Source organism: Pseudomonas pergaminensis, assembly GCF_024112395.2.
Taxonomy (GTDB): Bacteria; Pseudomonadota; Gammaproteobacteria; order Pseudomonadales; family Pseudomonadaceae; genus Aquipseudomonas; species Aquipseudomonas pergaminensis.
Map to the genome: position 1 here is coordinate 5,714,915 of NZ_CP078013.2, position 13,902 is coordinate 5,728,816.

Genomic DNA, 13,902 nt, shown 5'->3' on the forward strand with positions numbered 1-13,902 from the left:
TCAGTGCTTGGTGACCTTGTCCAGGTAACCCATGGCAAACGCCGAGACCACAAAGGTCATGTGGATGATTACGTACCACATCAGGTGCTGCGGATCGACGTTCTTGGCGTCCATGAAGATGCGCAGCAAATGGATGGAGGAAATCGCCACGATGGAGGCCGCCACTTTCATCTTCAGCGACGAAGAGTCCATGGTGCCCAGCCAGTTGAGCTTCTCTTTGTTGTCATCGATATCCAGCTGCGAGACGAAGTTCTCGTAGCCGGAGATCATCACCATCACCAGCAAGCCACCGACCAGGGCCATGTCGATCAACGACAGCAGCACCAGGATCAGCTCGGACTCGGCCATCGAGAACACGCTCGGCAGCAAGTGAATCACTTCCTGGAAGAATTTCAGCGCCAGCGCCAGCAACCCCAGGGACAGGCCGAAATAGATCGGCGCCAGCAGCCAGCGCGAGGCGTACATAGCATTTTCGATAAAGCGTTCCATTGGATCTCACACAGCTTGGCTAAAAATGGCGGCGAGTATACCAGCCACTACAAGACACCTGTAACCACGAGAAAACTGACCTGTGCGGCATCTGTAAGGGAATTTTTCTGCTAGTGTCGAGCCCAATAAATCGGCTCGATGACGTCGGACAGGAAAAACTCAGATGATGGATGTGCGATCCCCTTTGGCCAGTATCGGCCTGTGCGCGGCATTGCTGCTGGCCGGCGGCTGCTCCCCCAGCGACGAGCAGAAGCAAACCACCCTCGAAGAGAAAACCGCCAAGTTCGAACAATCCCTCGACAGCATCCAGGACCCCAAGCTGCGCGACGCCGTCGCCGACCTGGGCGGTTCGCTGCTGTTACTGGAACGGGCGCGGGTCAAGCTCGCCACCAAGCCCATCGAAGCCGAGTACGGCGAAGACACCCTGGCCCTGCTCAAGCACTACCCCACGCCCCAGGCGCTGGTCGACACTTACATCAATGGCCTGTTCGTGCTGCGCAAGACGTCCCATTCCGACTACCTGACCGACTTGCAGCCGGTGTTCCCCTTCAACTTCAACATCCCCGACCAGTTCCCCTTCCCCCACGGCCTGGAATGGCAGTCGGTGACCTTGAGCAACAACAAGGTCATCCCCTTTCAACCGGAATGGTCGGAAACCGACCCTGGCATCCAGCTGAGCCCCAGCAGTTCCAACCTGACCAACCCCGACGACCTGACGGTGACCTATCCCTTCATCGACGGCATCGAGACAGAAAACAAGAGCCAGCCGCAGCCCGTGAGCCTCAAGGGCACGGTAGAAGTGGTCGCGCCCGGCAAGGTGTTGACGTTTGACCTGTCGAAAAAGGACGTGGGCCACACGCGTACCGAAGGCAATATCAGCCTCAAGCTGCTGCTCCTGGAGAAAAACTACGCCGAGATCGAGCTGACCAACAGCCAACCGCTGGCGCCCGAAGTGGGCGACGAATCGCCCAACCCGCTGCTGGTACAGGCGCGGGACAGCACCGGGCAATTCCTCACGCGTTCGGGCTCGATCAACGAAAGCAGTGCGCAAGTGGCGTTCTACGAGAAACAACTGGCCGAAATGCAAAAGCAGAAGGCCTGGTCGGACGCCTTCGAAAAACAGCTCACCGATGAACAGAAAGCCTTCGAACACAAGCAGGGCAGCCACTACGCCAAGGTGTACTTCAATGGCGTGATCGACAATCTGCAGGTCAACGTACTGGACTTCTCCACCGCTACCCGCACCCGCAAAGACCTCGACCTGCCAGTGCTGCGCTTCGACAAGAACAGCCTGCAACCCACCGTGCAGGCCTTGCCGATGCCGGTCACCGTGTATGACGACGGCGCCGCCAGTTGGCTCAAAGACGCAAGCCTGACCGAGGACCAGCTGAAAAACAGCGTCACCATCAGCCAGTCGGTCGAAGATGCCAGCGCCGCGCACATCGAATTCGACCACCCGTTCACGTTCAATGACGACCTGGTGGGCAGTGAGCGCAACAGCAGTGAATCGCCGGTGACTTTCTTCACCGCCGACGAAAAAGGCGAACGTGGCGAGCCGATCGAATTGCCCACCGAAGCGTTCGAACTGAACCCCGCGCGCGGCACCCTCACCTACGACCTGAACCTGTTCCCGGAAAACCCGGCGTATGTGGTGGGCTCGATCCCGCTGTTCCTGGCGACCATCGAGAAAGCCGAGATAGACGTGGCGAAGCTGCCCAAAGGGCTGACGCTCAAGGACAACGCGCTGGTGGTCGACCAGAAGGAATTCCCCGCCGACAGCTGGCGCTTCTACGCCAAGGACGCCAGCGGCAACTACCTCAAGGAAATCCTCGGCGTCAGCCACCGCGCCGAGGAATACGGCACGGCGACGTTTGATGTGCATTATTTCTACGGCCAGCCGACGACCCTGGAAAGCTACCAGCGCACCGACCTGAGCACCGTGCAATACGGTTTCGAGGTCAAGCTGGACAAACCCGAAAGCAAATAACCGGATGGCTACAGGGCCAACCGGTCATGCCCGCCGTTGAGCTGGCGCAGATGGGCCTGCATGTGCAGGCACCAGATCTGCGGGTCGCCCGCCAGCTCGTAACCGTGCAGGGTCAGGCTGTCCACGATGGATTCCAGAATATTTTCCGCCACGAATGGCCCTGGAAACGGGCCTTGGGACTTGATGGTGGACGGCTGCTCACCGGTCATTCCGGCGGCAAACAACAAGGTCCACATCCCGTTATCCCCCGCGAGAGGGCGAATGGAGCATTCGATACGGGTGACCAGGCCGAAGCACTGGCGAGTAAGGCAGAGGTTGCGCGGCATGGCGGCGACCCTCGGTAGATCGGTGTTCAACCTGCGCCTGGGGCGAGGCTGTTTCTATCCAGCGACTCCTGTGGATATCCCTTGAGCACAGAATAGAAGAAAACCAAAACAAACCAAGGTTGTAGGGACCAACGGGCATCGGCCCCCAACCCTAGTCAATTTAATGACGAACTTGCCAACTATTTCTAAACACACCACAGGCCCAATGTGGGAGCGGGGTTGCTCGCGAATGCAGCCTGTCAGTCATGCATAGTTTTCTCTGACACACCGCTTTCGCGAGCAAGCCCGCTCCCACACTTGACCGCGTCACGACAAAAAATCAGGTCGGCTTGGCTTCGGCCAGGGCCTGTTGTGCCAGCTCCTTTTCGGCCTCCTTCAGGTCTTCCTCGCTGATCATCTCGGCAATAGCACGCAACCGCTCCACCACGCGCGCATTCACCGAGCCTTCCGGGAATTGCCCCTCGGCATCCGGCTCACCCGCCGGCTCGCCCACCAGCAGGCTCAACGCTTCATCCGCCTGACGCACGGCATAGATATGAAACTGCCCGGCACGCACGGCCTGCAACACCTTCTCATCAAGCATCAGCGTGGCCACGTTGGCCTGGGGAATGATCGCCCCCTGCTCACCCGTCAGCCCGCGAGCTTCACACAGGCGGAAAAAGCCTTCGATCTTCTCGTTGACCCCGCCCACGGCCTGCACTTCACCAAACTGGTTGATCGAACCGGTGATGGCAAAACACTGCTTGAGCGGCGTTTTCGACAGGGCCGAGATCAAGGTGCACGCCTCGCCCAGGGACGCACTGTCGCCATCCACGTAGCCGTAGGACTGCTCCAGCGCGATGCTCGCGGAAATCGCCAACGGGAATTCCTGGGCATAGCGGCTGCCCAGGTAACCCGTGAGGATCATCACGCCCTTGGAGTGGATCGGCTGGCCGAGGTTAACCTCGCGCTCGATGTCGACAATACCGCTGCCGCCTGGGTACACCGTGGCGGATATCCGCGCCGGCACGCCGAAGGCCGAATCACCGACCTCCAGCACCGTCAGCCCGTTGCACTTGCCGACGGCGGCACCCGCGGTGTCGATCAGGATGACCCCGGCGAGCATGTCGTCGAGAATCCGCGCGGACACCCGCCCAGTGCGCGTGGCCTTGGCCTTGAGTGCGCGTTCGATATGGCCGGCGTCGGTCATCTCGTCACCCGCCAGGTGGCGAATGAAATCCGCCTCGCTGACCAGTTGGAACAAGTCACCAATACGCGCCGACAAACGCCCCTGGTGCTCGGCCAGGCGTGCGCTGTAGGTCGCCAGCCGCGCCACCGCGTCCGACGTCAGCGGCGCCATGCCTTCCTCCGACGTACGGGTTTTGAGCAACTGGGCAAACTGCTCCAGGCTTTCGTCGACCATCGGGATATCTTCGTCGAAGTCCACCAGCACCCGGAACATCTCCTGGAAGTCCGGGTCGGCGTCCTGCAACGCGTAGTACAGCTGGCGCGAACCGATGATGATCACCTTGACCTGCAACGGGATCATCTGCGGGTTGAGAGTCACGGTGGCCAGGCGGCCAAGCTCGCCCAGCGGCGATTCCATTTTCAGCTTGCGCGACTGCAGGGAACGCTTGAGGGCGTCCCAGACAAACGGCTCGCCGAGCATTTTTTCGGCTTCCAGGATCAGGAAACCGCCATTGGCACGGTGCAGGGCGCCGGGGCGCAGCTGCCGGTAGGTGGTGTAGAGCGCGCCCTGGTCGGTGCTGTATTCGATACGGCCGAACAGGTTGTCGTAGGTCGGGTGCGGTTCAAACACCACCGGTGCGCCACCGTTGACAGGATGGCCGACCACCAGGCTGGGGCAGTACTGTTCCTCGAGCAGCTTGCGCGCCTGGGCGTCAGTCTTGGCGTCGTCGACCAGTTGCTCGACCACGGTTTTGAGCAGGTACACCTGCATAGCCTGCAGGTAACCGCAGACGGCGGCGTTTTCCGCGTACTTTTCCGACAGCGGCGCCAGCAACGGCTGCAGGGCCAGGGTGATGGTTTCTTCGTTGAACTGGCGCAGTTGGTTGTTGGACTCGCGTTTCCACTGCGGCAGGCTCGCCAGTTCTTCGTTGAGGCGTTCTTCGAGCTCGGAAATATCCGAGTGGAAGCGCTCGCGGTCGGCTTCCGGCAACTGCGAGAACTCGGCCTCGTCCAGCGCCTTGCCGTCGAGCATCGGCGTGAATGCGATGTTGGAGCTATCGCGGTACAGCGCCACGTCTTTATCCAGGGCCAGGCGTTCGATCACGTCCAGGGCCTTGTCGTAGCGCTGGTTGAACGCCCGGTCGATGGCGCTTTTGCGCTGTTGATACGTCGGGTGCTCGAAGACCGCCGGGAAGGTGGCCACCAGGTTGTCGACCAAACCGTTGATATCGGCAATGAACGCCGCTGCCGCGCCGCCCGGCAATTCCAGGGCACGAGGCTCGCGAGGCTCATCGAAATTATTCACATAGACCCAGTCCGCCGGGGTCTGCAGGCGCTTGCCTTCGGCCTTCAGGTAACGTTTGACGAACGAAAAGCGGCCGGTACCCGGCTCGCCCATGACAAATACGTTGTAACCGGGGCGTGGCATGGCCACACCGAACTGCAAGGCTTCAACCGCACGTTCCTGGCCAAGCACACCGCGAAAGGGCTCCAAATCATTGGTGGTCGAGAAGCTGAACTGTTCAGCGGAGAAAGGGCGAGTCAGCGCTTCGGGCGCTAGACGCAAGCTGGCAGCAACAGGATCAGGCATCGGGCTTCCTTACATCAGGCGGGGCAGATGACGGCATTCTGGCTCCCGGTTACGCACCCTGGCAAGGCGCGCTTGTGGGAAAGCATAGACAGGGGATGCGTCCTACAAAAAAAACGCAACAACTCTGATTGTTTTATAAAAACACACGGAACCCTTGGAACGTGCCTAAACTCCAAACTGCGCGGGTTGGACTAATAACCGATCCCTAGGGCGCTATGAAGTGCCTGAACCCTTGTCCATTGGTTTGCACACAAAGAGAACAAAGCTATGAAACGGATCCTTCTCGGTACTCTCTTCACCGTCGTCTCCCTCAATGCAATGGCAGAAGCACCAGGTGGCCCGAACTGCGGTTGGGGCAACATGTTGTTTGAAGGCCAGCGCGGTACTCCAGCTCACTTCCTGGCCTCCACCACCAACGGTACTTCGGGTAACGCCACCTTCGGCATGACCTCGGGCACCAACGGTTGCAGCACCAACAGCGCCCTGACCTACGGCGGCAAGTCCTGGATTGCCATGAATGGCATGATGAACGAGCTGTCCGAAGACATGGCCAAGGGTAACGGCGAAGCGCTGACTACCTACGCTGTGGTACTGGGCGTTGCACCAGAAGATCGCGAGCACTTCGCTGCCGTGACCCACGAGCACTTCCAGCAAATCTTCAGCAAGGCTGACGTGACCGCTGATGACGTGCACAACAACACCATTGCTGTACTGAAAAGTGATGCCCGTCTGGCGAAATACGCTACCCAGGCTTAAGCTCGACCAGCCCGCGCCTACCAAGGCGCGGGTTTTATTTTTGGACCCGCCTCCTCCTTGGGTCTTTATTATTTCCGACTTAAGTTGCCCCTATGCTCAAACGCTTTGCCTGGATGGCACTCTTTGCCTGCGCTCCGCTGTACGCGGCCCCGCATCTTGATGATCAACGTTTGCAGCAATTGGCCAACGATCCGTTCTGGCTGTCCCTCGGCCATTACGAAGCCGGCAAGATCAGTGGCTGGCGCAGCTATGTCAGCGACAAGAAATTCTTCCTCGCAGCCGACGGTGCCCACCACCCGGATGCCGAGCTCAAGGCTACCGTTGACGCGCTCTACGCGCCGGCCAGCCTGGGTGAAAAACACGCCCAATGCGCCTACCCCGCACGTACCCGCTGGCTCAAGGATCAGTTGCACCTCACTGACCTGCCCGCCGTGGACTGCACAGAATTCAAGCAATGGTTCAAGGACGTCGCCCCCCACAGCGCGGTGATGATCTTCCCGGCGGCTTACCTCAACAGCCCGTCGTCGATGTTCGGCCACACCCTGCTGCGCATCGACCAGGCCGATGTGCAAAGCAACAACACCGCCCTGCTCAGCTATGCGATCAACTTTGGCGCCTACATCGAAGGCTCCGACAACAGCATCCTCTACGCCTGGAAAGGCCTGATGGGCGGCTATCCCGGCCTGTTCGCCCTGGTGCCTTACCAAGAGAAGCTGTCGGAATACCGCAGCCTCGAAAACCGTGACCTGTGGGAATACCGCCTCAACCTCACGCAGGTCGAGACCGAGCGTATGGTCGAGCACGTGTGGGAACTCAAGCAGATCCAGTTCGACTACTTCTTCTTTGACGAAAACTGCTCCTACCGCTTGCTGGAACTGCTGCAAGTGGCACGTCCCGGCCTGCGCCTGACCGAACAGTTCCCGCTCACGGCCATCCCGACCGACACGGTCAAGGCCGTGAAAGATGCCGGCCTGGTGGAGAAAATCGACTACCGGCCCTCCCGTGAACGCGAACTGCTGGAACGCGCCAAGCCGCTGGACAGCGACGAGCAGCAATGGGTACTGAAGGTCAGCGACGACCAGAAGCAATTGCAAGAGCCGGCCTTCAAGGCCCTGCCCCGCGACCGCCAGGCCCTGATCATCGACGCCGCCTACCGCCTTGGCCGCTACCGCGCCAACGGCCTGGAACGCGACACCGAACGCTCCCAGCGCAGCTTCGAACTATTGCGCGCGATCAACCAGAACCCGGCGCCCGACCTCAAGATCACGCCCCCTGGTCTCCCGGAAAACGGCCATGAATCGCGCACCTGGCAGGCCGGCATCGGTACCCGGGGCGACAAGGCCTTCGGCGAATACGGCCTGCGCATGGCCTATCACGACCTCAACGACAACGCCGAAGGTTTCCCCCTTGGCGCACAGATCGAGATCCTGCAGATGAAACTGCGCCAGTACGAAGGCAACCACTGGCAACTGCAGCAACTGGACCTGGCCACCATCCGCTCCCTGACCCCGCGCAACGCCCTGCTGCAGCCGTGGTCATGGCAAGTCACCGGCGGCCTGGAGCGGGTACCGGGCAAGCACGACGACGAAACCCTGGTCGCCCACGTCAACGGCGGCGCCGGCGGCACCTGGCAACTGCGCGACGACATGCTCGGCTTCGCCCTCGGCACCGTGCGCGTGGAACACAACAACGACTTCAACGAAGCCATCTCCCCAGCGGCCGGCTTCAACACCGGCGTGCTGTGGAAAAACCCATTGGGCAATCTGAGCCTGGAAGCCAAGGGCGACTTCTTCACCAACGGCGAAGTACGCCGCAGCATCAGCCTCAACCAGCAGTGGGAACTGTCCCGCAACCTGGGCCTGCGCCTGAGCGCACAGCGCGAGTACAGCCATTTGTCGACACCGGTCAATGAAGTGATGCTGGAAGTGAAGTGGTATCACTACTGACCGGAACCTGGCGACGATCAACAGGTGGGAGCGGGCTTGCTCGCGAATGCGCAGTGCCAGTCACTGGAAACTTGGGCTGATACACCGCATTCGCGAGCAAGCCCGCTCCCACACTGATCGCCCTGTATTCAAATACATCGCATGGCCTATCCAACCAGGAGCTCAACCAACATGGTCGTTAACTGCACTACCCTTGGAGAAGTCCGAAACAATATCGACCGCGTCGACGAGCAAATCGTCACCCTCCTGGCAGAGCGCGGCCGCTACGTGTCACAAGCGGCGCGTTTCAAGAAAGATGCTGAAAGTGTCAAGGCTGCGCAACGAGTTGAGCAGGTGATTGACAAGGTGCGGGAGTTGTCCAACGCAGCGGGCGCCAACCCCGAGGTCACGGAGCAGGTGTATCGCGCGATGATTGCGGCGTTTATCCAGCAGGAATTGGCGGAGCATTCTGCACTGCTAGGCACTGCTTAACCTGGAGAAGCCGGCTCCTGCAAATTTTGGATTTGCCCACGCCTTTCTCACCTCCCTTTCACACCGCCCCGACAAATCCCCTTCTAGACTCTCCCTATCAGCCGTGAAACGGCCAGGGAGTACGCCATGTGGCGGTCTGCGGTATTGCTGTGTGCAGTGATGTGGTTGGCCGGCTGCCAATCGACCCATGAGGAGTTGCTGGCCAAAGGTTACCCACCGGCGTTTGCCGATGGTTTTGATGATGGCTGCAGCAGTGGTCGCCAGGCGGCGGGGGTGATTACCGGGGAGTTTCGCAAGAACGTGCCGCGGTATCTGAAGGACCGCCAATACGCCGAAGGGTGGGAGGATGGTTTTCGCCAATGCAAGGCCATGCGCGAGAACGAGGAGTTGCGCGATTACAAGGAGCGCCACTGGGACGACCGTGATCGCGAATGGCAACAGGAGAAAGACCGCGACGCAGCCCGGGCCTATCGCTCGCAATAGGTCGCTTTCAGACATCCATCGAAACTAAAGCGCGGCGACCATGGCCCAAACTCCATAGAGGGAGAACGTCATGAGCCGAGCTTTTGTAAACGAAGACAACGCTGCTGCCCAGGCCGACCAGCCGGTGGAGCGCCAGGTCAGTGAGCAACCTAACCGCCTCACCGCGCAAGGGCTGGCGCAGTTGCAGGCCAAGGTTGCACAGTTGCAGCAGGAATACAGCGCCGAATCCGCCAGGGGTGAGCACGCTGATAAACAGCGCCAGGCGGACCTTGAGCGGGATTTGCGCTACTTCAATCAACGGGTGCAGAGCGCCCAGGTCGTGGCGCCCGTCACCTCCACCGACAAGGTGCAGATCGGCAGTTGGGTGACGTTCGCCAATGAGCAGGATGAACAGCAGCGCATTCAATTGGTCGGCGAAGACCAGGCCGATGCCGGCGCAGGCTTGATCAACTGGGGCTCGCCCTTGGGCCGCGCCTTGCTGGGCGCCCAGGTCGGCGACGAGGTACTGTGGCGACGCCCCGTCGGCGATCAGTTGATCGAAGTGCTGCGTATCGAGGCCGAGGCTTAGACGATGCCTTGAGCCAGCATCGCATCGGCGACTTTCACGAAGCCCGCGATGTTGGCGCCTTTTACGTAGTTGATCCGGCCGTTTTCTTCGCCGTAATGCACGCAGGCATGGTGGATCGACTGCATGATGTTATGCAGCTTGCTGTCCACCTCGCCCGCTGTCCACAGCAGGCGCATGGCGTTCTGCGACATTTCCAGGCCACTCACCGCGACGCCGCCGGCATTGGAGGCCTTGCCCGGCGCGAACAGAATCCCCGCCTCGATAAAGATATCCACAGCCTCCAAGGTGGTCGGCATGTTGGCGCCTTCGGCCACGCAGATGCAGCCGTTGCGCAGCAAGGTGCGGGCGGCTTCGGCGTCGAGTTCGTTCTGGGTGGCGCAGGGCAGCGCGATGTCGCAGGCCAGTTCCCAGGGGGTGTTGCCTTTACGGAACTCCAGGCCGAAACGCTCGGCCAGTTCGCTGATGCGCCCACGCTGCACGTTTTTCAGCTCCAGCAGGGCCGACCATTGCGCTTCGGTCAAACCGCTTTCGGCGTAGAGAGTGCCTTCGGAGTCGGACAGGGAAATCACTTTGCCGCCCAGGTCCATGACCTTGCGCGCCGCGTATTGCGCCACGTTGCCGGAACCGGACACCGCCACACGCTTGCCTTCGACCCGCTGACCATTGCGCTTGAGCATCTCTTCGGCGAAGTACACGCAACCAAAACCCGTCGCTTCCGGGCGGATCAGGCTGCCGCCATACGTCACGCCCTTGCCGGTCAACACCGAGGTGAACTGGTTGCTCAGGCGCTTGTACTGGCCGAACAGGAAGCCGATTTCGCGGGCGCCCACGCCGATATCACCGGCCGGTACGTCCACGTCTGCGCCGATATGCCGGTACAACTCGCTCATAAAGGCCTGGCAGAAGCGCATGACTTCCGCATCGCTCTTGCCCTTGGGATCGAAGTCCGAGCCGCCTTTGCCGCCGCCCATGGGCAACGAGGTCAGGGAGTTCTTGAAGGTCTGTTCGAAGGCGAGGAATTTCAGTACGCCCAGGTTCACCGACGGGTGGAAACGCAGGCCGCCTTTGTAAGGGCCGATGGCGCTGTTCATCTGGATACGGAAGCCGCGATTGACCTGGACCTTGCCGTGATCATCCACCCACGACACCCGGAAGGTAATCGCGCGCTCCGGCTCGCAGATGCGCTCCAGGATACCCGAGGTCAGGTAGTGGGGGTTGGCTTCAAGGAACGGCCACAGACTACGTAGGACTTCTTCTACGGCCTGGTGGAATTCTGGCTGGTCGGGGTCGCGTTTCTTGAGGCGGGCAAGGAAGGATTCGACGGATTCGATCATGAAAAGTCTCGGCAAATTGATTGTTTTTAAATGAGATTGAGCCGGACCTTAGCAATTCACGCCGCACCTGAAAAGCGCATAATGTCGCCTTTATGAATTTAAATGGTGCACTAGATATAAATAAACACCGTATTTCGCCCCCAAATGGGGATTTCAGCTCAAGCCGTGCACCAATAAGTAATCAGCCATCACAGGCAAGCCAGCTCCCACATTGATCGAGCCCATCTGCATCAGCGCGGTCAAATGTGGGAGCTGGCTTGCCTGCGATGGGTCCACCTCGATCTCCCTGAAAAACACATAAAAAAACGGAGCCCGAAGGCTCCGTTTTTTTAAACCAACCCAAATCAGGCCAGTTTTTTGTGCCGTACACGGTGCGGCTGGGCAGCAGCGTCGCCCAAGCGCTTCTTACGGTCCGCTTCGTACTCGGTGTAGTTACCCTCGAAGAACACCGCTTGCGAGTCGTCTTCGTACGCCAGGATGTGCGTCGCGACGCGGTCAAGGAACCACCGATCGTGAGAGATCACAATGGCAGCGCCCGGGAAGTCCAGCAGGGCTTCTTCCAGGGAACGCAGGGTTTCAACGTCGAGGTCGTTGGACGGTTCGTCGAGCAGCAACACGTTGCCGCCCTCTTTCAGGGTCAGGGCCAGGTGCAAGCGACCGCGCTCACCACCGGACAGGTCCTTGACGAACTTCTGCTGATCGCCGCCCTTGAAGTTGAAACGACCGACATAAGTACGCGACGGGATTTCATAGTTGCCGATGCGAATCTGGTCGGAGCCGTCGGAAATCTGCTGGAACACGGTCTTGCTGCCGTCGAGGTCGTCGCGGCTCTGGTCCACACAGGCCAGTTGCACGGTTTCGCCGATCTCGATGCTGCCGGAGTCCGGGGTTTCCTTGCCCATCAGCATGCGGAACAGCGTGGATTTACCCGCACCGTTACCACCGATAACGCCGACGATCGCGCCTTTTGGCATGGAGAAAGACAGGTTGTCGATCAGCACGCGGTCGCCATAGCCTTTGGAAACGTTCTTGAACTCGATGACCTTGTCACCCAGGCGCGGACCGGCCGGGATGTAGATCTCGTTGGTTTCGCTGCGCTTCTGGAATTCCTGCGATTGCATTTCTTCGAAGCGCTGCAGACGTGCCTTGGATTTGGACTGGCGGGCCTTGGCGCCTTTGCGCACCCACTCCAGTTCTTCCTTCATGGCTTTTTCATGGGCCGATTGCTGCTTGGATTCGGCAGCCAGACGGTCGGACTTGGCTTCCAGCCAACCGGAGTAGTTGCCCTCGTAAGGGATACCGGCGCCACGGTCGAGCTCGAGGATCCAGCCGGCAACGTTGTCCAGGAAGTAACGGTCGTGCGTGATTGCAACCACGGTGCCCGGGAAATCGTGGAGGAAATGCTCCAGCCAGGCGACGGAATCGGCGTCCAAGTGGTTGGTCGGTTCGTCGAGCAGCAGCATGTCCGGGGCCGACAGCAGCAGGCGGCACAGGGCCACACGACGCTTTTCACCACCAGACAAGTGTTCGACCTTCGCGTCCCACGCCGGCAAGCGCAGCGCGTCGGCAGCGACTTCCAGCTGGCGCTCCAGGTTGTGACCGTCGCCGGCCTGCAGGATGGCTTCGAGCTTGGCCTGTTCGGCGGCGAGCTTGTCGAAGTCGGCATCCGGTTCGGCGTAGGCGGCGTAGACCTCGTCCAGGCGCGCCTGGGCGTCCTTGATCACGCTGACGGCCTCTTCGACCACTTCACGCACGGTTTTGGCCGGGTCCAGCTGAGGCTCTTGCGGCAGGTAGCCGATGTTCAGCTCGGGCATCGGGCGGGCTTCGCCTTCGAACTCGGTGTCGACGCCGGCCATGATTTTCAGCAACGTGGACTTACCCGAACCGTTGAGGCCGAGCACGCCGATCTTGGCGCCTGGGAAAAAGGACAGCGAAATATTTTTCAGGATTTCCCGCTTCGGAGGGACAACTTTACCCAGCCGATGCATGGTGAAGACGTATTGAGCCAAAATGTGGACCTCATGAAAAAGTGAGAACAGGCCTACGTAGCGTCATGGCGCTGTACATAGCATTGCGAATCCTCAAGGTTAACCTAAGTGACCGAGCGTATCGAAATCTATCTGTTAGATTAGCTGGCCATCCCCCTCAGCGGCTCCAGGAAACACCCTCCATGCTCAGCGTCATGTCTGCACTCGGGTTGCTGCTATTAATGCCGGGCCCCACCAATACGCTGTTGTTGCGCTCGGGATTACTCGCCGGCTTCAAGCGCGCCTGGCCACTGAGCCTTTTGGAGTGCCTGGCCTACCTGCTGCAAATATCCTTTTGGGGCTACCTGCTCGGCCATCTGGGTGACAGCGCGCCCTGGGGCCTGAAGCTGGTGCAGTTCGCGTCGGTCTGTTATTTGATCAGGACCGCCTACCTGCTGTGGTGCAATCCCGACGAAACACTCAAATCAGCGCCTGAAGCCCGCGTCTCCAGGCTGCATTTCTTTTTGCTGACGCTGATCAACCCCAAGGGTTTGCTGATCGTTTCGTTTATCGTGCCGCTGCAGACGTTTGCCGACGTGGCCCTGTATATGCAGTTCGTCGCGCAATTCACCCTTGTGGTGGTGCCGGTTGGGTGTGTCTGGGTGTTGTTTGGCGCCCGCATCAAACGGGGCGGTTACGCCTGGTTGACGCCGCACACGATCAACCGCACGGCCTCTGTGGTTATCGGCCTCTTCACGCTGGCAATCCTGACTCGGCTGGCGGACAGCCTGATCCACACCGGCGGCGTGCTTTAGTC

The 13,902-nt window shown here is 60.0% G+C and carries 12 protein-coding genes; 7 read left to right on the plus strand and 5 right to left on the minus strand.

The window, feature by feature from the left end; translation table 11 throughout:
- Positions 1-489 carry a TIGR00645 family protein gene (locus KUA23_RS25995; protein WP_010206662.1) on the minus strand — a complete coding sequence of 163 codons (489 nt, stop codon included), beginning with the start codon at positions 487-489 and terminating at the stop codon, positions 1-3.
- A 163-nt stretch (positions 490-652) separates the two neighbouring features.
- On the opposite strand from KUA23_RS25995, the gene KUA23_RS26000 reads away from it, so the two are divergent.
- A complete protein-coding gene (locus KUA23_RS26000; protein ID WP_252993077.1) occupies positions 653-2,476 on the plus strand; it encodes a hypothetical protein in 1,824 nt (607 codons plus the stop codon).
- An 8-nt stretch (positions 2,477-2,484) separates the two neighbouring features.
- Here KUA23_RS26000 and KUA23_RS26005 read toward each other — a convergent pair whose 3' ends face one another.
- Complete coding sequence (locus KUA23_RS26005) at positions 2,485-2,802, minus strand: PA4575 family protein (RefSeq protein ID WP_025859221.1); 318 nt, start codon at positions 2,800-2,802, stop codon at positions 2,485-2,487.
- Between the two features lie 319 nt (positions 2,803-3,121).
- Positions 3,122-5,560 (minus strand): Lon protease family protein, encoded by a 2,439-nt coding sequence (locus KUA23_RS26010; protein ID WP_078050248.1) that lies wholly within the window; start codon positions 5,558-5,560, stop codon positions 3,122-3,124.
- 267 nt (positions 5,561-5,827) lie between these two features.
- On the opposite strand from KUA23_RS26010, the gene KUA23_RS26015 reads away from it, so the two are divergent.
- The 5 genes from KUA23_RS26015 to KUA23_RS26035 all read left to right on the plus strand — a co-directional run bounded on the left by KUA23_RS26015 (position 5,828) and on the right by KUA23_RS26035 (position 9,784).
- Entirely contained in the window at positions 5,828-6,316 is a 489-nt protein-coding gene (locus KUA23_RS26015) for a DUF3015 domain-containing protein (protein WP_015885974.1), read from the plus strand.
- 92 nt (positions 6,317-6,408) lie between these two features.
- Entirely contained in the window at positions 6,409-8,262 is a 1,854-nt protein-coding gene (locus KUA23_RS26020; RefSeq protein ID WP_252993078.1) for an Lnb N-terminal periplasmic domain-containing protein, read from the plus strand.
- A 171-nt stretch (positions 8,263-8,433) separates the two neighbouring features.
- On the plus strand, positions 8,434-8,733 hold the full coding sequence (locus KUA23_RS26025) for a chorismate mutase (RefSeq protein WP_099490998.1): 300 nt from the start codon (positions 8,434-8,436) through the stop codon (positions 8,731-8,733).
- 126 nt (positions 8,734-8,859) lie between these two features.
- Complete coding sequence (locus tag KUA23_RS26030; protein ID WP_078050252.1) at positions 8,860-9,216, plus strand: hypothetical protein; 357 nt, start codon at positions 8,860-8,862, stop codon at positions 9,214-9,216.
- A gap of 70 nt (positions 9,217-9,286) precedes the next feature.
- Complete coding sequence (locus tag KUA23_RS26035; RefSeq protein WP_252993079.1) at positions 9,287-9,784, plus strand: GreA/GreB family elongation factor; 498 nt, start codon at positions 9,287-9,289, stop codon at positions 9,782-9,784.
- On the opposite strand, the gene gdhA is transcribed toward KUA23_RS26035, so the two are convergent.
- Complete coding sequence (gene gdhA, locus KUA23_RS26040; protein ID WP_252993080.1) at positions 9,781-11,118, minus strand: NADP-specific glutamate dehydrogenase; 1,338 nt, start codon at positions 11,116-11,118, stop codon at positions 9,781-9,783. The genes KUA23_RS26035 and gdhA overlap by 4 nt on opposite strands.
- 344 nt (positions 11,119-11,462) lie before the next feature.
- Entirely contained in the window at positions 11,463-13,127 is a 1,665-nt protein-coding gene (ettA, locus tag KUA23_RS26045) for an energy-dependent translational throttle protein EttA (protein WP_025859215.1), read from the minus strand.
- 161 nt (positions 13,128-13,288) lie between these two features.
- Between ettA and KUA23_RS26050 the strand changes: the two genes are divergently transcribed.
- Entirely contained in the window at positions 13,289-13,900 is a 612-nt protein-coding gene (locus KUA23_RS26050; RefSeq protein WP_078050255.1) for a LysE family translocator, read from the plus strand.
- Positions 13,901-13,902 lie beyond the last annotated feature (2 nt).